The 23,065-nt window shown below is 43.9% G+C and carries 16 protein-coding genes and 1 pseudogene; 5 read left to right on the top strand and 12 right to left on the bottom strand.

The window, feature by feature from the left end; all coding sequences use genetic code 11:
- Nucleotides 1-3: 3 nt before the first annotated feature.
- From AC1DOV_RS16560 to AC1DOV_RS16545, 4 genes are all read right to left on the bottom strand, one after another.
- Nucleotides 4-1,404, bottom strand: a complete 1,401-nt coding sequence (locus AC1DOV_RS16560) for an ABC transporter substrate-binding protein (protein ID WP_477550486.1) — start codon at nt 1,402-1,404, stop codon at nt 4-6.
- 185 nt (nt 1,405-1,589) lie between these two features.
- Nucleotides 1,590-2,357: a hypothetical protein gene (locus AC1DOV_RS16555; RefSeq protein WP_477550485.1), complete on the bottom strand. Its 768-nt coding sequence runs from the start codon at nt 2,355-2,357 to the stop codon at nt 1,590-1,592.
- Nucleotides 2,354-3,793 carry a sensor histidine kinase gene (locus AC1DOV_RS16550; protein ID WP_477550484.1) on the bottom strand — a complete coding sequence of 480 codons (1,440 nt, stop codon included), beginning with the start codon at nt 3,791-3,793 and terminating at the stop codon, nt 2,354-2,356. Before AC1DOV_RS16550 ends, AC1DOV_RS16555 begins: the two co-directional genes overlap by 4 nt.
- 4 nt (nt 3,794-3,797) lie before the next feature.
- On the bottom strand, nt 3,798-4,454 hold the full coding sequence (locus tag AC1DOV_RS16545; RefSeq protein ID WP_076266487.1) for a response regulator transcription factor: 657 nt from the start codon (nt 4,452-4,454) through the stop codon (nt 3,798-3,800).
- A gap of 165 nt (nt 4,455-4,619) precedes the next feature.
- Here AC1DOV_RS16545 and AC1DOV_RS16540 point away from each other — a divergent pair, with 165 nt between their 5' ends.
- From AC1DOV_RS16540 to AC1DOV_RS16530, 3 genes are read left to right on the top strand one after another with little or no spacing between them, the layout of a single operon-like run.
- A complete protein-coding gene (locus AC1DOV_RS16540) occupies nt 4,620-5,327 on the top strand; it encodes a hypothetical protein (RefSeq protein ID WP_477550483.1) in 708 nt (235 codons plus the stop codon).
- Nucleotides 5,317-5,889, top strand: a complete 573-nt coding sequence (locus AC1DOV_RS16535) for an RNA polymerase sigma factor (protein WP_339205702.1) — start codon at nt 5,317-5,319, stop codon at nt 5,887-5,889. The genes AC1DOV_RS16540 and AC1DOV_RS16535 overlap by 11 nt, the downstream gene beginning before the upstream one ends.
- Nucleotides 5,886-6,128 (top strand): hypothetical protein, encoded by a 243-nt coding sequence (locus AC1DOV_RS16530; protein WP_477550482.1) that lies wholly within the window; start codon nt 5,886-5,888, stop codon nt 6,126-6,128. Before AC1DOV_RS16535 ends, AC1DOV_RS16530 begins: the two co-directional genes overlap by 4 nt.
- A 55-nt stretch (nt 6,129-6,183) precedes the next feature.
- On the opposite strand, the gene AC1DOV_RS16525 is transcribed toward AC1DOV_RS16530, so the two are convergent.
- Both AC1DOV_RS16525 and AC1DOV_RS16520 read right to left on the bottom strand, forming a co-directional pair.
- A complete protein-coding gene (locus tag AC1DOV_RS16525) occupies nt 6,184-7,767 on the bottom strand; it encodes a stalk domain-containing protein (RefSeq protein WP_477550481.1) in 1,584 nt (527 codons plus the stop codon).
- Nucleotides 7,768-7,849: 82 nt separating this feature from the next.
- Nucleotides 7,850-8,383, bottom strand: a complete 534-nt coding sequence (locus tag AC1DOV_RS16520) for a cysteine hydrolase family protein (protein ID WP_477550480.1) — start codon at nt 8,381-8,383, stop codon at nt 7,850-7,852.
- Nucleotides 8,384-8,533: 150 nt separating this feature from the next.
- On the opposite strand from AC1DOV_RS16520, the gene AC1DOV_RS16515 reads away from it, so the two are divergent.
- The gene (locus tag AC1DOV_RS16515; RefSeq protein ID WP_441878253.1) at nt 8,534-9,595 is read left to right on the top strand and encodes a phosphatidylglycerol lysyltransferase domain-containing protein; all 1,062 of its coding nucleotides are present in this window, start codon (nt 8,534-8,536) and stop codon (nt 9,593-9,595) included.
- A gap of 118 nt (nt 9,596-9,713) precedes the next feature.
- Here the strand turns inward: AC1DOV_RS16515 and AC1DOV_RS16510 are convergent, their stop codons facing one another.
- Nucleotides 9,714-12,500, bottom strand: coding sequence for a glycoside hydrolase family 3 C-terminal domain-containing protein (locus AC1DOV_RS16510; RefSeq protein WP_477550479.1), 2,787 nt, complete (start codon nt 12,498-12,500; stop codon nt 9,714-9,716).
- Between the two features lie 465 nt (nt 12,501-12,965).
- Here AC1DOV_RS16510 and AC1DOV_RS16505 point away from each other — a divergent pair, with 465 nt between their 5' ends.
- A complete protein-coding gene (locus tag AC1DOV_RS16505; protein ID WP_441878249.1) occupies nt 12,966-13,367 on the top strand; it encodes a RidA family protein in 402 nt (133 codons plus the stop codon).
- A gap of 316 nt (nt 13,368-13,683) precedes the next feature.
- Here AC1DOV_RS16505 and AC1DOV_RS16500 read toward each other — a convergent pair whose 3' ends face one another.
- The 5 genes and pseudogenes from AC1DOV_RS16500 to helD all read right to left on the bottom strand — a co-directional run bounded on the left by AC1DOV_RS16500 (nt 13,684) and on the right by helD (nt 22,784).
- Nucleotides 13,684-14,628 carry a hypothetical protein gene (locus AC1DOV_RS16500; protein ID WP_477550478.1) on the bottom strand — a complete coding sequence of 315 codons (945 nt, stop codon included), beginning with the start codon at nt 14,626-14,628 and terminating at the stop codon, nt 13,684-13,686.
- A 45-nt stretch (nt 14,629-14,673) separates the two neighbouring features.
- The gene (locus tag AC1DOV_RS16495) at nt 14,674-16,248 is read right to left on the bottom strand and encodes a sigma-70 family RNA polymerase sigma factor (RefSeq protein ID WP_477550477.1); all 1,575 of its coding nucleotides are present in this window, start codon (nt 16,246-16,248) and stop codon (nt 14,674-14,676) included.
- A gap of 211 nt (nt 16,249-16,459) precedes the next feature.
- Nucleotides 16,460-16,933, bottom strand: a pseudogene (locus AC1DOV_RS16490) (TetR/AcrR family transcriptional regulator); the annotation flags it as partial.
- A gap of 196 nt (nt 16,934-17,129) precedes the next feature.
- On the bottom strand, nt 17,130-20,201 hold the full coding sequence (locus AC1DOV_RS16485) for an ATP-binding protein (protein WP_477550476.1): 3,072 nt from the start codon (nt 20,199-20,201) through the stop codon (nt 17,130-17,132).
- Nucleotides 20,202-20,369: 168 nt separating this feature from the next.
- Entirely contained in the window at nt 20,370-22,784 is a 2,415-nt protein-coding gene (gene helD, locus AC1DOV_RS16480) for an RNA polymerase recycling motor HelD (RefSeq protein WP_477550582.1), read from the bottom strand.
- Nucleotides 22,785-23,065: the final 281 nt, after the last annotated feature.

Here is a 23,065-nt window from a genome sequence, read left to right as displayed (position 1 = left end):
TTCCTATTCATTTAAAACAGTCGTCACTCTATTTTGAATTAGCTTTGCCACGGCTTCAGGTGTTTTCTGTCCGGCGAAATAAGCTAAGGACTCTTCCCTTACAATGTCATCAATATGAGTATTGTTGAACTGAACCGAATATTTGGCTCCAGTAAGGAATTTATCAAGATCATCAATATCCTTTTGGGTAATTTCAAACACTTTGCCTTTCATCGGCCCGATCGGTTGATCAGACTTAACCGTCCCTTTTTTTAATACATCCTGGACAACCCTGCTGTATGAAGCTTTACTGAGTGGGAATCCGGCACTGCCTGCTCGATGCTGCATCTCATCAGAGTGCATAAATTTCAAGAAATCCCATGCCTCCTCTTTTACAGAGGACTTTGCGTTTATGCCCAGCGTTTGATACGTTCTGAAGGAGCCGCCTGCCTGCTGACCGCTTGCGATCGGCTTTAAGTATAGTTTTGTCTTGTGGGATAGGCCTCCTGTCAAAAACTCGCTTTGTTTTATCTCACGAATATAATCGTCAGGCGAGTTAATTTGGGTGTCTCTAAATATAGGAAAACCTTTATCTCCACTCATAATTTTGTCATCGAACACGGATTTTACTTCTTTCAGCAAATCAGTAAAGGCAGCAGAGTCAAAATTAGCCTTTCCACTCTCCTTATCCACAAACGTCCCATATTGATCATTAACCAGCTGCGTAATCATATATTCTGGCTGACTTGTGCCTAATACGGATTGATTTTCATCTGTATGCTTGACGAGTTCTCTAGCCGTTTCTATAAACTGAGTCCAGTTCCAATGGCTGTCGTCAATTTTAACGCCACTTTTCTCGATCAACGTATGATTGCCGAAGAGACCATAAATAAAGAAGCCAAGCGGCATCCCATATAATCCTCCATTCACTTTCATTCCGTCCAAAATATTGCCGAAATATTGTTCCTTCTTAAAAGTTGGGTCCTTATCGATCAGCTCACTCATATTGACTAGCAGCTGTTTTTTTATATAATCCCCTGATGGCAGTTGGTCCATCTCAATCAGGTCAGGCCCTTTACCGGATAATAAAGCTGTACCTGTCGTTTTTATAAACTTCTCCAAATTGACTTCTAAATCCGCGTCCTCTGTATCGATGTATTTGAGATCAATGGTGATATTGGGATGCTTGGCTTCATATTTCTTTTTGGCTTCTACAAAGAAATCGTTCTGAAAAAAAGTCGAGAACACAATCGTTTTTTTCTCATTGCTGTTTTTCGGTTCAACCGTTTCTTCCTTAGGCGGGTTTGTACCGGTCTGCCCCTCGCTCTTTGTCTGCGTACCTCCTGAATTTCCGCCTGTAGCAGAGCTGCATGCCGATACTACCATCATCATTATCGTCAACAAAATGAACATTGCCTTTTTCATAGGTTCTCTTCCTTTCAACTGCTATCATTGTCTACTGCTTGCATTTCTATCGCTCCGAGGCATTACTTCATCAGTATAGTGACTGGATATATGATAAGTGAGATAGAGTTGTATTGAAGTTGTAAAATATAAAATTGCAAAAAAGCCAATTGCGCATGCAATTGGCTCTCTTCATCTCACTCTATTTACAGTCTAGAATAGTAGCTTAACAACGCCATAACATCCTTGCTAAACCCGACAACCTTATTTTGCCTCACATTCACCGTGACACAATATTTCAGTTTCTCGTCTTCCTTGCTCGTATAATACAATTCCACAACGCTGTCCCAGCGGGTAAAGTCCTCATTCAGCGACAAATTAGATAAGGGGTAACTTCCTTCTATATCGATAAACGCATTTGCGAGAGCAATGATTTTCTCTTGTTCACTTTGACTGCTGGAGGAAGGGGCCCGCACGGCGCCCACCTCGGAAAGTTTAATCACATCACCATCTTTGGCGTTAAGCACGATGTCATACACTTCATTAGGATCAGACAACCTAGTCAGCGTTATATAATACAAGCCGCCAGAAATGTCATCCAGTTCTGTTTGATAATCCAGCTTGGCCTTAGAGCCCTGTTCAATCACCTGCGCCCTTTCCGGTCTAGGGTCAACTCCATACTCCGCTTCATTTAGCAGCTCTCTAAATTTATGCTGGTCAATAGCCATCAGCTCGAATTGCAGCTCATCGATCGTTAGACTCTTTTCCAAATACTTATTGACTGCATTCAAACTAAGCGTCTTCACCGCCTCTTGGGACAGAACACCCTCGTATTCCACATCGTTATTGCCTGTTTCTTTCGTTATTTTTTTAACCATTACCGTGTCTTTGGGGGTCCTGTCCAATACGTTGCCACACCCCGTCGAAATGATTGCAAGCGCTGCGAGCACCATAACCAGAATGAGCTTGTTCATTCCTTAATCCCGCCTTTCGGATGACCCGGAGTGAACACAACTTCTACGATTGTGCCCTGATTTTCATTGCTTGCAATATGGATTGCAGCATGATGTACGCCTGCAATACTTTGACATATCGCAAGCCCTAGACCTGCTCCGTTACTGCTTCTTGTTCTAGACTTGTCCGCCATATAAAAAGGTTCAAATATTTTATCCTGATGTTCCTTGGCAATGCCGATGCCCTCGTCCTGTACCTGCAGAATATATTGGTTTCCGCGCCATAGAGCACGCAGTATGATGGTTTGCTGCGGGGCTGAAGCTTTCAGCGCATTATCTACAAGATTGGAGATCAACACCTTTATCAAATCCTTCTCCACCAGCAGCTCGCACGGTTCGCATTCCACGATCATTCCCACATGCTTCTCGCTCGCCATTACACTAAGCGTCGGCTTTAATTCGGCAAAAATCGCCCCTAAATCGTGCACCTCCATCTGGAAATCGTCCTCCTGCAGCAAAATCAGGTTCATGAGCTTCAATGACAACGACTCTAGGCGCTTTCCTTCCGAATAAATGACATTCAAACTATCCATGAACATTTCCTCGTTATATTTGGTTGTCCTCATAAAATTGGCATAGGCAATAATGGAAGTCAAAGGCGTCTTCAATTCATGTGTAAAATTGTTGATGAACCGCTGTTTCTCTTCATTATTTCGCTCGAGAATCGTTATTTTATCCTCAACAACAGCAGCCATATCATTAAAATTTTGAGCCAGCGTGCCAATTTCATCCTTTGATTTTATCCGGACGCGATCCGAAAAATCGCCTTCTGCAATAACCTGCGCAGTCCGGCTAAGCCGGTCAATCGACCTCGTCAGCCCTCGGCTTACAAAAAACATAATCAGCATATAGAGGATGCAGGCTGCCACATCTACTTTTGCAAAAAACTGATATTGATCTACGCGGTCCTGGTACACAGAAGTAACGTCGATCATATAGGTGAAAACATAGCTTTTATGGTTTATATTCGCAATATTTGATGTGAACAATATCGTTCGCTGATCGATATCCCGCAAAATATAACTAATTTCGTCTACGGCCAGCTTGTCCAGTTCCTCACGCTGCTTTGGGATTTGAAAATCGGTATTGTTAAAGACTGACCGATTTTTCTCGTCCCTAATATCCAAATAAACGAGCTGCTCGTTATTTTTACCAACAAATTCGTTCGCAATTCTCGTTAATACCGTTTTTTCGTAATCAATGGAGTCATAGATTCGAAGGATGGGTACAATCGCATCGACGCTGGAATGAATGCTCATGTTCTGGCTTAAAGCGTTGTTGATTTCCTGCTTAAGCATTCGATTATGGCTCCGCTCGATCACCATAATAGAGGCAGCGTTAAAAATAATGATGAAGACCAGAATAGAGAAGACATAAATTTTTTGCCAAAATTTCATCCTCTTAATCCTCCAGCCGATAACCGAGTTTATAAATCGTCTTGATATAATCCTGCAGCTCTAGCTTCTTGCGCAGCGATTTAATATGCATATCGACCGTTCTCGTCTCGCCATAATAGTCGCCGCCCCATACCTTACTAATGAACTGCTCTCTCGAGAGGGCAATGTTCTTATTTTTCAGCAAAACAACAAGCAGTTCATATTCCTTCGGCGTAAGCTCGACAACTTCCCCTTGACTGGTTACTTCTCGTTTATCCATATTGACTGTAATAGATTGAAATTGTAATACACTTTCTTCTTTGCCGTATCTTCGCAATACCGTCTCAATGCGGGCAAGCAGCTCGATAGCCTCGAAAGGCTTAACCATGTAATCATCGGCTCCCAGTTTTAATCCATTCACTTTATCGTAGACAGAGTTTTTGGCCGTCAAAAAAATAACGGGTATCTGGTACGGCTTAATTCGTTCCATCAGCGCAAATCCATCCAAATGAGGGATCATCACATCCAGCAATATAAGATCAACCTTTTCCCGCTGAAGCAGCTCCAGCGCCGCCAAGCCGTCATAAACCTCAGCCGTATCGTAATTCACAAGGTTGAGATTCATTTTAATAATTTTGGATATATGAATATCATCTTCAACAATCAAGATCTTTTTTTTCATTTCCCGAATCTCCTAACACGTATCATTAATGTATCGCTCTTAATGCTACGATAACGAAGCAACGTTAAAGATGCAATTAATTAACTTTTTTTGTTCTCTCCCAACACTTTTAAATGTCATACGTTATATTTAGTGTAATTAGAAAATGATGGGAGCGTGAAGCGTATGGAAAACGTACAGCAAGCTAATGTTCAAGAAAGAGCTCTTGAAAATATGGGTCTTCTCGATTTGACTGGAGTGAAAGCTGAGGATCTAGCTAATGTGACCTCCATTAGCAACATTGGTATTATAATTGCCCCAGAATCGCTAGCTAGTGCTTTGAATCGCATACCCCAGCAAAATATTGGATGCGTTTGTTTAGTCCCTTCTACGGCAGGCAAAGTGAAAATCTTGTCCGGGCAAGTTTCATTGGGAGGCGAGTTTTTTGCCAACAGCAATGGTGCTCCTGAGGATATCGTCGTCATTGCGGGGCAAGCGGTCATCACTTCACCGGTGGAGAAGATTGGGTTTCAAGATGTCATTTTAGCTGGACAGCTGATACTGCCTAAGGGAAGCGAAGTCGTATTAGGAAGCTCCATATCGCGCATGCTCGGTCAAATCATTTATTATTCCAATACATCCTCCAATGTGCGGTTATTTCTAGGAGATGACACGTTCTCCAACAGCTTCTTTGAATTTGTCGAGGAAAAAATGTGTATGGTGCTGATTGGAAATTTCGAAATGGATGATGATGTGCAACTTGAATTAATTAAAAGTAAAGTTTCCGAGATTGTAGTCATTGGCGATATAACAGCTTCGAAGGCTATTGTGCCTCTACTCCAGTACCTTGCTATTTCAAAAACAGGAACGATCAAAACAAGAGATGATGAATGAGAAACAAGCTATGCCGATAAACGCAGAGGCTTTGTTTCAGCAATTGTATCGTACACATTCAAGGCAAATCTATTCTTATCTGCTCGGACGAACAGAAAGTAAAGAAACGGCCTCCGACCTGCTGCAGGACGTATTCATGAAAATCTGGAACCGCAAAGATGTCGTCGAAAGTATACCCGAGGATCAGCATTTGTATTGGATATTTTCGATTGCTGCCAATCGGGTAAAGGATTATTATCGGAAATCGCAGAGCTATAAACAAGCTGTATCCAAAATCCAGCTGTATAGCTTTCCAAGTCCGAATGGTGACCTATCACAATTGTTGGCTGGCCGTGAGCAGTTTCACGAGCTTGAGTCAGCCATCCGAGAATTGCCCGAGGAGCTTCGTTCTATACTGCTCATGAAGGCTGTTGGCGGCATGAAAAGCGGTGAAATTGGCGCAGCGCTTGGGCTGCCTTCAGGCACCGTTCGCTATAAAATACTGCTGGCACGCCGTCAGCTTGCCGAAGCGCTTGGTATGCTGCCCAAAGAAAAGGCTGTAGGAAGGAAGGGAAATGGATGAGCGATTACGAGTCAGATTTGAAGCTGCCTTCGGATGTCGAGCTAATGCTGGATGAATTGCTGGATACCTGGGCTCATCATGTCCAGCTTTCTTCACAGCAAACAGATGAAATCAACACACAACTTTTTACGGTTTCGGACGATCTAGGCTGCGAATGGTGGCATTCGTTATTTAACCAAATGCCATTTCATAATAAATCCTTTATCGTCCCACCCTATTTATATAAACGCTCTGGATAATCGTCTTAACAAATGGAAAGGGACCGCCTTGGGCGGTCCCTTTTTTAAAATCTCTTTATGATGGATTCATAGGGTTATCTACTTTTTTTAAATCGATTGCTATAGCCTGAACTCCACCTGTATTAGTAATGGTGACATCGGCTTCCACACTATGCGGTTTATTAGAGGCATCACGGTATCCAACGATCCGATACTGCCCCGCAGGCGCATAGAGATTAAACGACTTCGCATTAATTTTTATAAAAGTTAATGTAGATGTTTGATTATGATAAAGCATAATATAACCGCCATCTATGGGAACCAATTCACTGCTTAACGTACCACTGACATTGAATTCAGGCAATTTTAACGTGCTCGGTGTTACCGTCTCACCTTGGATCGTAAAGTTAAAACTATGCGGTAAAATATATGTGCCACCGTCTACCGTTACGTTCACGATTTGATATTTGCCATTCGGTTCATCCACGTGAATTTGTCCAGCAGTCCAATCAACATAGGATTGCGGGCTCTTAAGATCATCCATGGAACGAAGATTTAAATTACCATTTTCAACTATGTTCCCTTTAGCATCCGTAATGCTCAGCGTTGGCAGCCCAACACGTTCTTTCTGTATGATCAGCCAACGGTTTATATTTCGCTGAACACTTAAATCATACGGTGTAGTGCCGTGTTGATTCGCTTTATAAGGATCAGCGCCTGCTTTCAGTAGAGCTTGTACAATACTGTAATTTTGAGCATGGACAGCACGGTAAAGGGAGTTGTCTATCCCCGGGTCAGCTCCGTGCTTTAATAATGTATTAACCAGAGCTGGGGAAGGATACAAGTCCTTTGAAAAAGTTCCATTCTCAGAAATTCCAATAATGCCTGATGCTGACTCCAGCAGCGAACCCGTCCTATCCTTGTGATTTGGGTCTAGACCTGACGTAAGCAGTAAATCCAGCAATTCAGCGTTCTGAAGCACAATTACACTGAAACCTATGTCTGGACCAGCATCCTTAATTGTAGCCCCGCCATTTAATAATGCACGAGCAGCATCCGTTCTGTTATTTAAGATGGCATAATTTAATGGTGTATTATCTAAGTATTCGAAGAGCAATTTACCATTCGGGTCCGCTCCCCGCTTTATCAAGCTTGTAACCGCAGCGGCATCGCCCTTCCTCGCAGCCTCAAACAAACTACGCAGTAAAGCCTTTTTCGCATCTTCAGTCAATCCGAAAACCAGTTGGCTATTTTTTGAATCATATTTCACATCCTTGCCAAGTACAATGGCAATGAATCGTGCCGGTACATAAGTACGTCCGTCCTTTACAATGGGCGGCTGTGTCAAACGAAGCTCTCGATTTCCGATATAAATACGCGTTTGATTTACTTCTGCTTTAAAAGTAACTCCCCCGTGATTCACTGTAATCCGCTTTTTGTCGAATTTCGAGCTGATTTTCAGCGCATCAAAAATACTTTTTGCGTGCAGCATTGCGCTGCCCTTAACCTCGATCGGATTAACGGGCAATTTAATCTCAGCACCATCAACAATGACCTTAATGAGTGGCTTACTGGCAGCGCTGACCGAATTCCCATACTCAAATAACGATAAAGAACTAAATATTAAGACTAGCAATATAGCATTTTTTATTAAACGCACTTCTTCAAGCCCCTCCCATTAGAAATTATTACCATTATATCATTTCTTCTAGTAAAAGTAGGCTTGAATATAGTTTACGCTCCTAAAGTGCCACTTCATTCACATCAAGAATAGTAACAAATCTTCTATTCCAAACCTTCTCATGATGTTCGATGATTTTTTGTGCAGTCAGGACGGAATTATCTAATGTACTATGGCTGTTTTTCGCTAAAATATTGTTCTTGTAACCACGGCTGTAGGCTGCCCGAATGGTGGTGTCCAAACAAAACTCCGTTTGTGCTCCAGCAAATATAAGCTGCTCAATCGACATTTCCTCCAAAGTAGAAGCCAGATCAGTATCATAAAACGAATCCCAGCTTGTTTTGCGAATCACGGTGTCTTCAGCCCTTATGTCGAGTCCATGATGCAGCTTCCAATCCGGTGAATCTACATAAAATTCATCATCTGCGTTGTCATAATCCGTATGCTGGATAAAAACGATTGGGACATTACCCTCCCGCGCGGCAGTAATCCACTCATTGATCCGCGCTACCAACTCTTCTTTTTTGTAAAGATAATTTTCCGGCAACGAAAAAAAGGCTTCCTGTACATCGATTACGACCAATGCTTTTTTCATGAAAACTTCCTCCACATTCGTTATATTCGCAAGAAAAAAACCTAAAACATAGGTATTACTGGTATAATTTTTAACTATAATCTCTGTTTAATAGGAAGACAAATATTATTTCAGCTGGCTCCCAGAGACTGCTTACTTGGAGGCTTCACCATGATTGATATCCATTCTGAAGAACGTCTGACAAAACTGCTTGAAAGATACGGCAATAACTCACACACGCATTTATACTACCTTGGTGATAAAGAATGGTTCTGGGATTCCGATTACGAGGCTTTGATCGTGTACCGCACAGCCTTAAATAGAAGAATTGTACTTGGCGACCCTGTTGGAAACCCACGGTTTACTAGGCGCGTTATTGAGCAGTTTGTAGCGGACTGCACTGAAAATAAGCAAATACCCGTGTTCTATCAAGCAAAATCCTCATTTCTATCGCTGTATGAGAAGCTTGGGCTGCGATGCTCCAAAATCGGTGAAGAAGCACAGGTCGACTTATCTACCTTTCAACTGAATGGAAAGCAATGGCTTAAGCTGCGAAATCGCATGAATAAATTTGGACGCTCCGGGTTTACCTTCGATGTTCTGCACCCGCCATATTCCGACTCATTCCTCCATCGTCTTCAAGACATTTCAGATGAATGGCTGGGTAATCGGAAAGAAAAAAGCTTTTCTGTAGGCTCTTTCGCAAAGGAGTATGTCATGCGTTTTCCAGTCGCGGTGCTTGTTGGGCCTGACGGAAATTATGAAGCGTTTGTCACCATTGCAGGGGATCATCAGCCATTTATTAATACAATGGAAGAAGAATCTGTTTTTCGGCGATTAACGGTGGATCTCATGCGTTATACAAAAGCATGTCCGCATGGCACAATGGATGTTCTATTTGTTTCCCTATTCCTTTGGGCCAAAGAACAAGCCTATGATGTTTGCAGCTTAGGCATGGCTCCGCTTGCTAACGTTACTGATTCGCACATCATCAAGCTTCTCTATAAGTATGGGAACAAGCTGTATAACTTCAAGGGGCTTTATGAATATAAAAATAAATTCGCTCCAAACTGGGAAAATGTCTACCTCGTTTCGCAGGCTACAGCTACTTCCATAAACGTTGCGCTGCTAGCATTAATCATTCATTCTAACGATTCCAATAAACAATCACCAAGCCAAATTCCGCCTAAGCATTTTATACATAAAGTGCTGTCTTCAAAGAAAAGGGCTTAGCTGTAGAGCAATGATGTCACAGCATTACTATACCGATTTTATAAGCATTCAAAAATAAAGGGCACCTTTGCGGGTGCCCTCGTTCTTTCTGGTAAGTATTACACACAGCTATTCTGCATTACACTTTTTTAAATTCGATCCATTCAATTTGCAAGCCTGGTTTGATGAATTCCAGCTTCAGTTCATAAAGACCTGCTTCCAGCTCGACTTTCACAAGCTTCTGCTTGATCCATTTGCCTTCCGTCCCATTCGTCTGAATAGTCGTCATCAATTGATCATTCAGTGTCACGTTGCAAGCACTTTGAGCCAGTTCAGGCTCAGGAGACATAATGCTGACAATAATCCGGTATTGGCCAGCTTGATCCACTTTCATAAAGCTTGATCCTGCTGCCGCTGGTTTAACTTGTGCATTCTCGGAAAGTACTTGTGCTTGCTCCGGAGATAGAGATGCATTCGCTTTGAATGTATCGACCTTCTCTTCAATGACTTGTTTTCTCGAGAATACAGGCGCATACATAATGAACTCACAAATGTTCATTGCAGAGCGTTGAAGCTCGCCCCTTGTTAACGTTCCATTCTCCAACGATTCAATCGTATTGTCATCCCAGCCATTGATTTCCGCGCCATAGTTAGGAACAACCATATACAGATCATTTTGTGCACGAACCATCCAGTTCGTATATTTACGATCCGCTGATCCTCCATTGACGACATCGTTCATGATGGCCCACCAGTCAGTCATGACAATACCTTTAAAGCCCCATTCGCCGCGAAGCACGGTAGTATTCATATCATAATTAGAAGCCGCCCAATGTCCGTTAATTGGATTATAGGAGGTCATAATCGAATTCGCGCCGCCCTCTTTTACCGCAATTTCAAAGCCTTTCAAATAAATTTCACGAAGAGCGCGCTCTGATACGATAGCGTCTACTTTACTGCGATGCTTTTCTTGGTTGTTGCAGGCAAAATGCTTCAGCGTAGCATTAGAGCCGCCTTTCATAATTCCTCGAGTACATGCTGCTGCAAATACGCCGGAAATGAGCGGATCTTCTGAGAAATATTCAAAGTTGCGGCCATTCAGCGGGCTGCGGCGAATATTGAGGCCAGGCCCAAGCAGAGCATCCACGTTGTTGCTTAACAATTCTTGCCCTTCCATAACGTAGAGCTCTTCGACCAGCTCAGCATTCCAAGTTGCCGCAAGTAAAGTGCCAATAGCAACCTGGGTCGCTTTCTGGCCACTATCCATGCGAATACCTGACGGGCCATCTGCTGTACAAGCAACCGGAATTCCGTAATTAAATAAGCTGTCGCTTACTCCGCCAAAAGCCGAAGCTGTACCCGGCGTAACAAGCGGGCTGCTCATGCCCTCTCCTCTGACAATGGCAGCCAAATCTTGATCGCTAAGCTGAGCGATAAAGGCTTCCATGCCAACCTTCTGCTCATAAACATCTCTTAATTTAAATCCTTTGTTTCCAGTTTGCTTAAGTGTTGCAGGAAGATTCTTCTCAATTCGTTCTGCTAAGGAAACGCTGCGAGTGGGTACTTCTTCCGTAATCAGCTCATATGAACCGTCTTCCTTCCGAGCGCCCGGCTTCATTCTGCTAAAGCCCTCTATTGGTGCAAGCGCCTCTTGCAGCTGCTCTACGACCTCAAGAGCTTCCACAACGTAACCGTCTTTACCTTGTACGCTTATTGCAATAAGGTTTTTAACGCTTGTTCCTACATAAAAGCGATACGTTCCCGCTTCTAGAACATAAGCGGAAGCATGCCCTGTCACACCAGCGTCATCATAAGATGCCATTGTATCTACAGGAAAACTCACTGTAAGGCGCTCTGATTCACCTGCTTGAAGCACTTTGGTTTTGCCGAATGCAGCCAAAGTTTTAGCCGGTTGTCCCAATTTCCCTTGCGGTGCTTCATAATAAACCTGCACGACCTCTTTACCCGCGTAGTCAGCTCCTGAATTGGCAACCGTTACGTCAATTTCAACGTATTTTTTCCCATCTTTAGTGGTCAATATTGCTTGCTCAGCATCGACTTTAAATGAGGTATACGAAATCCCGTATCCAAATTCATATTGAACCTTCTCTGGGCAAAATGTTTCAAAATAACGATAGCCTACATAGATATCTTCTTGATAAAAGTTTTTAAATTCATTGCCGTAGTTTCGAGTGGATGGATAATCATCGATGGAATAAGCAATGGTATCCGTCAATTTACCGCTCGGAGTCACTTCTCCGGCCAGAACATCGGCAATGGCGTTGCCGCCTTCCATGCCGCCCTGCCAAGAGTAGATCGCACTTGAAATGGGGTGGACATAACTTTCATCGTTCATCCAGCTCATATCAATAATGTTCGATACATTCAGCACTACAATGGTTTGCTCGAAGTAGGCGGTTACCTGCTTCAGCATCGCTTTTTCGTCCGAGGTCAGCTGATAGCTTCCCGGTGCATCGGCATTATCCTGATCTTCTCCCGCTGTACGTCCGATCACAATGATCGCCTTGCTCGATTTAGCTCTTGCGCTCGACACTAGTTCATCAGTTAACGGCATTTCCTTCTGGTGCCACGGCTCAGCAGCCCAGCCGCCGCCGCCATTATCGAATGGATTTTGCTCAATCCACTTTTCATAGACAGCCGCAAGCTCTTCATTGACTGTCAGGTTCTTTTTACCGCGAAGACCATCTAATAAATTCGTTGTATAAGAAACATGGACGCTCCCGCCTGATCCTGTACCGCTGCGGTAGTAATTCACTTGGGTTCTGCCAAAAACAGCAACGTTTTCGCCATCTCGAAGCGGAAGCACCTGTCCTTCATTTTTTAACAGTACCGCGCCTTCTGCAGCTACGGTTCGACTAAATTCAGCAAAACCTTCTAATGGAACTCCCAGACTCTGTGTACTCATTTTGTTTCCTCCCGGTTGTCTATTCCACACATATGGCTGGTTCGATAGAAAAGTATTTATTCTCTTTCTACATTTCTAGTTTTCACGAACCCATGCATGTTCCCTATAAAATCCTTTAAAAAATAAAAGATATACTAACAATATACAAGCACAGCTTCTAAAAAAGCAAAGTTAACAGTTTTTACCTCATTGGTGATCATGCAACAACCTTGCTATTCTTTTCACTTCAACAATGTTATTATTCTACAGTAAGTTATTTTACTTATAAATGAAGGAGGGATACTTGATGAAGAAGAGATCGATTAAATCATTATCTGTTGGAATCGGGTATTCTACTGCTGTTTTTTTCTAAAATTGATCAAGACGGGATAGCTCTGTCTACAATCATAAAAAGTTAAAATACAGTGAAATAGATAACCTATTCATAGTTATTTATTTTCCATTTATAAGGAGACGTTACAAACGATGAATTTAAATAATCATGTTGTTCATAGATATAATCCGGAAAATATAGCGAAGCCGGTTGGCAGCTATAGTCATGTAACGAAAATAAGCAGAAATGCGGAGATGTACGTGTTTTCCGGCCAAATTGGCATTGATCAGAACAACAATATTCCTACCGATTTTAATCAACAAGTAACCAATACAATGAGTAATATTGTTGATATCCTCTCTTCCCAACAATTAACTCCTGATCATGTCATTAAAATCAACATTTGGGCTACGGAAGAAATAGATTGGGATCATTTCTATTCCATTTGGGATAAAGTGTTTGGCCAAACGCCTCCCTCCATGACGGTTGCTTATATTAAAGGATTAGGTTTGCCCGAATTAAAAATTGAATTAGACGTTTGGGCAGCGGGCTAGAGCCAGACTCTTTGCACATAAATCAAGCTAAAAGAGGCTCCGCAGATGACATGATCATCTCGCGGAGCCATTTTTTTTTACACTCTAACCCTTAATAACATAGAGTTTCTCTTCTATTATTCATACTGCATCGTGACGACGCCGGCAAATTGGGACACGTTTTCCTTTGTAACTTCTAATGTATTCACTTCTGTCGTTCGCTGTCCTACAGCCTTAATGAACATATCCGCCTTGGCGAAAACAGATCTTCCTAAAATCCCTAACGCCTTCGTACTGTAATGCATCGGAATCGCAACGGTCGCTAATGCGCTCGTGATTACCCGATAATGTATCGGAAGTTTTCCACTGCTTGAAGGTTAGGTGTGTCGAGCCGGTTAATATGATTATAAAAGCTGTACGGGAATTTAAATGTGTGACCAAAATCCCAATCCGTATGTTGAAAGCCTTGCAGCCAATATTCATCTTCAATAGGCAGCCACTCTGATCGACATGCCAGTGGAAGAGGCCAACGGTCTACTGAAGAGAACAATTTTGGCGGCTGCTCCGGATTTATGTGATGACTGGTACGAAGAACTTTAACCAGCTTTTGAAGAGAGGGAATGCCTTTCAGAAAATATTCGACATGACCAAGCTCATGCAAAATTGTTAATGCTTGCGAAAAAGTTAGCATATGTCCAATTAGATCATGGTGAGCCTCTGATCTGTAAATGGTTTGAAAAGACGAAAGTTCATTTATGATAAATTCGGATAGCTGCTCTGCATTTTGAATAGCAGGAAACCGATCGCTCTCTGCTACTTCAAGCCGCTTCACGTCCGATGCCGAATACCCTAGCCATGACCTTCCGGGAATGGTTTTATTAAAAGATGCAATCAAGCTCGTAATGCCTTCAATATCATCCGCATGCCCCCAACCGTCAAGTTCTCTGATCGCCATCAAACTGATAGCTGCATAGATAACATTGTGTCCGACCCAGTGGAGCCCATCCATTGTAGGCAGTAGAGCTGCTAGAATTTGTTTTTCGGCTATTTCGGCATCCAGCTCTCCTCTGCTGCGAGCGATATGCTCGTATGCTCGACTGCGAAGCATCACGCCTGATTCTGCTGCAATTCGAGCTGACGTCTCGGCTGGCATCAGGTTTTCTTTTACGAAAAAATAGCTTGCGATTGCTGCCGCCCCAAAATGCGCCTCCCATATATCACCCGTTCGACCCTTGCACTGCGATATGATCGATAGGCCTCTTTCTAAGATGCGATTGTCCATCTCCCCACCCCACCTTTAAGCATAAACTTTATCTTTTAAATAAGGTCACGTTTCTGCGCCTATCTCAATGATCTTTTGTTCGATTGTATTCCAGCGCCACCGCGGAAAATATCCCTGCAAATGCACTCCGCCATACCACTCATCTATTCCTTTATTCGCAATCCAGTCCTCTTTTCCATCCAACACCTTTTTTCCGAATTCGGTTAACGTAACGATACAATCGCGGAATGATATCGATGAATCGAGATAAGAAGGGATCGTCTGTAATCCGCCGATTTGTATTAATGGATACGGATCTCGAGACATTTCCTTTAAAATATGCCAGTATTGCAGATCACCCATACCCAAGGCGTTGAGTTTGTTTCCAACATGCTGAAATAATTCATACGGACTGTTTATTCCCCCCTGGATCATCGCAAGCGTTATCTGCTCTACGATACCAAGCCCATTGTGGGTAGACGGGAACCGTGATAAATGAAATTGGAAGGCATCATGCGCAAATGGCAGCACGGACGTATCTTGACTTAACAATTGCTGCAACTGTTGTGGATTCTGTGACGTATAGGCTTGCCAAAACGCTCTGCCTAAGTCCAGCTCCTCTGCCCCAATCAATTTCCAAGTTCCCGATAACGTCTCCATTTGCTCCCGAGAAAGCTGTCCCAACCCGCGAAACAGTTCAATTCCTGGATATTCCCCGATGCACAATAAGCTCAGCTTTGTTTTCAGCAAAGGCTGCCCTGAGAACGAATGGAGCAAATAGCACAGCATCGTCTGATCGAACAAATCATGCTCAAACCAAAGCACAATCTCCTCATATTTATGAAAATCAGCCAACACTTTCTCCTGCGCTTCACTACCCTGAACAAACTCAGAGCGAGGGATTCCCATTGTTTGTTCCAAATATTGTGATCGTCTAGAACGATGGTCTACTGCAGCAGAATCTAAAAATACAGGACCATGAGGGTACACTTCCCGCCATACTAAAATCTCACCCTGCACGATGCCTTGCCGCAGCTTCTCTGCTACTGAATCTCCGTTTACAATATGAAGCACACCTTTTCCTCCTACATACAAATGATTATATACGGAGATCAAATCGGCTACTGGCAGAGCACCCTTCAATTTACGACGAGCATCAAAGAGCCGTTTCTTTAATATCGGAACCGAAGTGCCCACAAAGCTCGAAATTTCTTGAAGAGAATACCCTTGAATATAAAACAATTGAACCGCAATTCTCATTTTCGGTGTTAATAAAGCTATAGAATCATGAACGGACTGCTGCAGCTCTCTTTTCTCAATAATATCAGAGACACTAATTTGAGCCTCTGCCGATTGCGCTACTTCCTCGTAAGGCACGATGGGATGATGCTTTCTACGCGTAATACGATAACATTGCCGTATCACAATAGCTTTGAACCATCCCGGAAATGCTTCTCCTACTCGCAGTTTATTTAAATGCAGAAAGGCTTCAGTGAATGCTTCTTGCACTGCATCTTCCGCTAGTTGAAAATCGTGCAGCTTCTCGTACGCAACCGCGTTTGCCATTGCTGTATAGTGCCGGACAATAGATTCAAAAGCTTGCCGATCCCCTTGTTTTGCGTCTTCAATATACTGAAGCATGCTCCCGCTCCTTTCTTCCGTATGATATAGAAGTGCCTACTATCTATGGAAAGGTTACAGGTAAAGGTCAAAACAATAAAATACATATGACATTATGAGAAGGAGAGAAAAAGGCCTTCCTTTGCAGGACGGCCCTCTCTTTGTAAACATGAATCATGCGAACTATCGTTTTCACTCGATTTGTGTGATAAGGTCCAGCTTTATGGGCTCTTTAAAAGGTAGATCCATTTTGCTCCTTGGCATGTTTCTGCTTCTGCACCTGTCCCACTAACCCATAAAAGAACAACTCCATCAATTGATCCATACTCCTAGTTATGTGTTCTTGATTCGATGACTCCCAATGACGACCAATTTCATTCTTAAACATAGTGAAGTAACGCATCGACATCTCTTCTGTTTGGCCTTTATGGATATAACCCTCTTGCTTGCCAAGCGCGACAAACTTCTCAAAAAAGTGCACGACCTTCTGCTCGCTATAGCTCTCCATCATTTGCATCAATCCACTCAACTCAGAGGATGGGGCCTTTGGAAATTCATCCGCTAACATGTTTGAATTTTTGGCCTCCAACAGCATGATTTCTTTAGTTTTTTCAGGAAAAGACAGTTCCGAATCAAGAATGTTGTCATACACCACCAACTGCTTGTCCATCCAGTCCATCAATGTATCGGCATAGAGCTGTTCTTTTTTACTTATTAATCAGAATGGCCGCTTTGAGCAATCTTACGATTAATGCCGTAAATTCGGCATGCGTCATACTCGCTATTAACGGTTCCTGCCGTCAATCCGTCTTACGTTCACATTGCCATCTTTCGGTGAACGAATCGCAGAGAGAATTAATCCACTAGAATCTTAAGATCTTAATTAATGCTCTTCTCTTCCCTCATTTTGACACGACAAAACTGACAATAGTGCCTTGATTCGGAACACTCCGGATTTGCAATCCCTTGCCGTATAGTTGTTTCAATCGCCGATCCGTATTGTACAAGCCGATTCCCGCCTTTACGTCCAAGCGGCTGTCCAAGACGCGCCGTACAGTTTCCTCATCCATCCCTATACCATTATCTGTGACCGAAATTTCCGCCTCATGTTCTTTTGCGGTAATTCGGATATGAATTTCTCCGCCTTCAACACGGCTTAGCAGGCCGTGTCGTATTGCGTTCTCGACAAGAGGTTGGATGCAGAGCGGTGGAACTTGCAAATGAATTCTTGCATCCACATCCCAGCGAATCTTTATTCTGTCCTCAAAACGTTCCTTTTCGATATACAGATATGAGCGGACAAGACCAAGCTCATTCTCAAGCGGAACGAGTCGTTCCAAATTCCGAAAGTCAAAGCTTGCCCGCAAGTAATGGCCGAATTCTTCAAGCAACGCTCTCATTTTCTCATTATCGATTTCGCTGAGTGCGGCTATCGAATTAAGCGTATTGAACAGAAAATGCGGTTGAATTTGCGCCTGAAGCCAAGCCGCTTCCATGCGCAGTCTTTCGCGCACCGATTGCCTCAATTCAGTCAATGCCCGTACCCTGGATTTCAGTTCCAGCGCATCTACCGGTTTCCTCAAGTAATCGTTGGCTCCCGACAGGAATCCGGTATCTATATCTTCCGGTCGACTGCGGGCGGTCAAGAGCAGAATGGGTAGCTCCGTGACGGAAAAGCGCTCACGAATGATACGGGACAATTCGTATCCGGACATGCGTGGCATCATGATGTCGGTAATGATCAAATCCCATTCTCTCGTATTCAGTATGGCAAGTGCGTCACGCCCGTTTGCAGCCGTGACGACTTTATACTTTTCCGAAGTAAGGAGGTTGCTCAATATACTTAAATTGACAGCATCGTCGTCTATGACCAGAATGTTTGGCCGGTCTGAACCGGTCGCCGATTCCAGTTTGGAAATGTCACCGCGAAGTCCAAAGGAAGCGGAAACCACCGCTTCTGCATAAACACCCGATACCGGAGCAATCATAGCCTTCTCGTAATGTCGGATGGATGAATCGGATAACTGCAAGGTAAAGCTGAATACCGAACCATGGCCCGGAATGGAGTTAACCTCCAACGTGCTTCCGTGCAACTCCACCAACTGCTTGCATATACTTAACCCGAGCCCGAGCCCGCCTCCAATTGCCGTTATGCCAGGGTCCCCCTGCTCGTAGGGAGCAAACATCCTTTGCTGTGTCTCTAGATCTATCCCGATGCCGGTGTCGGCGACGACAATGCTCGCCTTACCGTCCTTGACCTCGCCCTTTATTATAATATGTCCTTGATCAGTATATTTCACCGCATTGTGAAGCAGGTTGAACAAAATTTGTGTAAGCCGGTTTTCATCGGCCATGACACTAGGAAAGTTGTCGGGAATGTCGCTGACGATGCGAATCGACTTGCCTTCCGTCATAAAACGAAGCATATCGGTTACACCGGAGGCGACTCCCTGAACGTGGACACTCCCTATATGCAAGCGGATGCCATTCTCCTGAAGCCGCGTCATGTCCAGCAGATCGTTAAGCATGTATGACATTCGCTTGCCTACGGAAATAAGCAGCTTCATGTTCTCTTTGTTTTTGTCGTCCTGATCTCTAATACCGTTATCCAGAACGGTTTGGGCGATGTTAAGGATGCCATGCAGCGGATTCCGCAATTCATGGGATGTGTTGGCCAGGAAATCGTCTTTCAGCTTGTCCGCTTTCTGAAGCTTCTCGGCGAGCTTCGCCGTTTGGGCGAAAGTATCGGAATAACGTTTGAACCAGAAAGACGCAAAAGCGAGGAACGCAACGATCAGGTCGATCGGATAATAGCCCATATCTAGCAGACTCTTGAGGTACCCTCCAATAATATTAGTCAAAACAGAGGTTAGACCAACGACCAAATAAATGGCGTTCTTATCGCTCTTCAGGGCCGTACGCAGCGAGAACATCAGACAGTACAAGCAAGCGAGCAAATCTATGGTGTAGTATACAGCTAATGCGCTCAGTGCGTACCTGGCTGGCAAAAACACAATCAGCAGTGTGGCAATCAAACAAAGCAAGGGGAACCAGCGGAACACTCTGTTTTCCGCATGCTCTGGCAAGAGACTTTTGGCAAACTGCAGTAGGAAGGCTCCTACTCCAATAAAGGACAGAAGAACGAGTTTAATGGACCACTCATAGTTGATGGCCGGCAGCCAAACTAGCAAAAGCTTATCATCGTCGAGCAGTGTCATGACAACGGCACTAACAACAAGCATAAAGAAGTAGATCAAAGCTTTTTGTCGGGTGCCGATCACATACAGAATAAGCGTATACAAGGCCTGAATCATCAGAACGACACATACGACTAACTGCATGTTGATGGAAAACCCTACTTCTTTGTCCACCGCAAGTTCACTGCCTAACTTGATTGATCCTACCACACCGCCTCGTATACTGTTGTCATAATTCGCAACTTGTATGACAATATCGATTTCGCCTGTATCGGCCTTGAAAGTAGCGGTATAAGGCATGCTTCGGGCTGTATACTGCTGTTTGATCTTTGCCGGCTGCCCCTCTCTCGCCAAAAAACGATCATTCACATATAGTTCAGACGAAGTACGCACGTTCGAAACGCGAATGCCATAGGTTAGATCATTATCCGGGTTGACCTTGACGCGCAGACGATAGGAGCCATAGCCGTATGGCGAGTTGTTCTCGGATAAAGACAGGTTCCACGTTCCGGGAACATGAATGAACATTCTTCCCTCTTCGGATGAGATTGTGTTCGACTCGCTTTGCATCACAAACTTGCCGGGATAGAACTCCCAATCTCCGTCTACTGTAACCGTGCGATCCTTGGTGAAGTCGAAGCCGCGCAAATCCAACTCGCCCCGAACCGCACGAGGGTGCTCTGGTGACGCCTGAAGAAAAGCCCAGATGATTCGAATTAGCAATAAGGTGATAAAGAATGACCCTGTAACAAGGACCGCTTTTCTTTTTGTCATCATAATCCAACCTATTTCGACAAAACCAAAGTAATTCCTTTGATTTTAAATATTAAATCGCGAAAAATGGAACATAAGCCTAATGATTTCAAAATTTTTATATCTCAAGCTTATTTCCCAAAAGTAGCGATCGGACCATAAATAATTATCTAATAAACGTGCATCAATTTCTTATTGCTCCAAATCATACAAGGAACGATCCACGGCTTGAATATAAGGTGTCCAATCTCCTGTCGTGTAGAGGATAAGCTGGTGCATCGCACGTGTACATGCCGTATAGAAAAGCTTGCGTTCGCTTTCCCGATGATAGGTCTGCGAAGAAGCATCGTAGATCAGTACGGCATCGAATTCCACTCCCTTGGCAAGATACGCAGGAATGACATGCACTCCATTCTCGAAGGTAGGCGTCTTCTTCGTAATGAGCCGAAGCGCCTGACAGCCCGCGTCTGTCAACGCTTCGTAGGCATCACAGCTCTCGGTCGCTGTCTTCGTAATGACGGCGATAGATTCGAAGCCTTCAGCTTGAAGGGCAGCAAGATCTGCCGCGATTCTTTCCACTCGTTTCTCACTGCTATCCGCCTTACAGAGAAGCGGCTTCTTGCCACCTCTTTCGAAGGGCACGATCGCCTCCCCGTATGGCAGCAATAACCTCGTAAATTCCACAATTTCTCGGGTGGAGCGATAACTGCGAACGAGAAAGAAGCGTTTCGTTTCTGTTTCGCCATAAAGCCGTATAAGCGGCGAATCCATCTCGTGCAAGTTCGTCGCCTGCGTAAAGATCGCCTGGCCGAAATCACCGAGCACCGTCATTTGAGCACGGGGAAACAGCTTTTTGAGAAATTCATACTGAAAAATCGAGTAATCCTGGCCTTCATCGACAAATACATGCCGAACCTCCGTATTGGTCCGAATACCCTCAATGAGTTCTTTTAAATACAAGTATGGTGTCGCATCCTCATAAAACAATTCGAGCTTGCTCAGCTTCTCTTTCGTTTGCTTGCATATTTCTGTCCAATCACTAGGCACTACGGTTTCATTCGTCATTTCCTGATAGGCATTATTATCACTAAACAATTGATCATAAATACCAACCATATCTATAAATAACAACCGTCTCACACTTTGCCTCAGCGGTTTAAAGTTTTCTTTCACAACCATTCGGCGCAGCAGCTCTTCCTCCTGCTGTGCAAAATCAAATACATCGTCCTCTTGCTGGTGCTTATTATTCATGATGTTATAGGCTTCGACATACTGCTCTGCAAACTCGAAGATCCCTTTGTCTTTACGCAAAAACTGATAGGCTGCCGCATATTGATCATTATCGAGGTAGTTGAGTTCCTCCTCCACCCAGCTCTCGTCCCGCTCCTTACGCTCCAGCATGACCAGCTCACGCATTATCCACTCCTGCAGTAAAACGACACGATTGACCAAGCGGATGGAGGGGTCGTAGCTGTAAAATTGCGATTTCATTTGCTCCGCGGTAATTAATTCACGATCTCGGAACTGAATCGCCTGAAATCGCATGCCTTTCTGGCCGAGCCATAAGGCATAGTTTCGGAGAGCTTGAAGGAAAACTTCCGACGACTTATATTGAATCCCCTTCATTCTCGCCTCGTATCCCGGATCGGATTCTTCTGTCAGCACATATTCGAGCTGATCGAACGGGTCCTCCAGACGAAATGTCCGTCCAAGCCAATATTCCAGATATTCTTGAAAGGTCGTCTGCTGCATATTTTCCTCGCCAAGCTCGGGAAGAACGGTGGCAACGTAACTGTTAAACATCGGATTGGGCGAAAAAAGCACGATTTGGTCCGCTTTCAGCCTCTCGCGGTGTTTGTACAGCAAGTACGCCACACGCTGCAGTGCCGCAGAGGTTTTCCCGCTGCCCGCGGCTCCTTGCACAATGAGCATTCGGCTATTATCATTGCGAATAATCTCATTTTGCTCCTTTTGAATGGTTGCAACGATACTTTTCATCTGTGCATCTGCGCCTTTGCCAAGCACCTGCTGAAGCAGTTCGTCACCTATAGTTAAGCTCGAGTCGAACAAATTCTGAATCTGCCCGCCTCGAATCTGGTATTGCCTTTTCAGTTCCATTTTCCCAGCGACATGCCCTCCTGGTGTTTCAAAGGCAACCAACCCTGGCGAATAGTCATAGTATACACTCGCTATAGGTGTACGCCAGTCATACACTAGGAAGCTCATACCATCTGCATCGACGAAGGACGATACACCGATATAAACTTTCTCCTTGGATTCAAGACCATCCTCATGAAAGTCGATACGCCCGAAATATGGAGAAGGCAGCAAGCGGTTCATACTCTTCCACTGCCTCTTCAGCTGCTGGTGGCTTCGTTCCCGTTCTGACAACACCGCAGACTGCTGCTTAATCGTTAAGAAGGTCTCTTCAAAATCTTCATCTGTGCTCGTATCGACCGTAACCTCTTCCCAAAATCGTTTGCGGATGTCCGCCGCCTGATCGCGAAGCTGATCCACTTCAGGCTCTAGCTCAGCGATACTTGCTTGCAGCTGTTTCGTAACCATATCCAACCGTTCCTGCTCTTGCTGCCAATCTTTTGCATTCATCATCCTCCTGAACACGCTCCTTGTTAGTTTGGTCTGGAGAAGAAAAAGAACATTTGACAAACTGTAAATCCATGTGATAAGATAAGAGTGTAGATAAGATGTAATAAATCTGTGAACTTCACAAAAACTATTCAGTGGTTCATTAATATTAACATAGTGCTTCTTTGTGCGCAATTTATTTTATATAGTTGACCTCGGCAGCGTCTGCCGGGGTCTTTTTAATTTAGCTCATAACATCCCAAGACCATATCTCTAACGAACTGTATGATGCTTATTATGCA

The organism is Paenibacillus sp. 01T47 (assembly GCF_056398245.1).
This window is presented reverse-complemented; position numbering and strand designations above follow the sequence as displayed.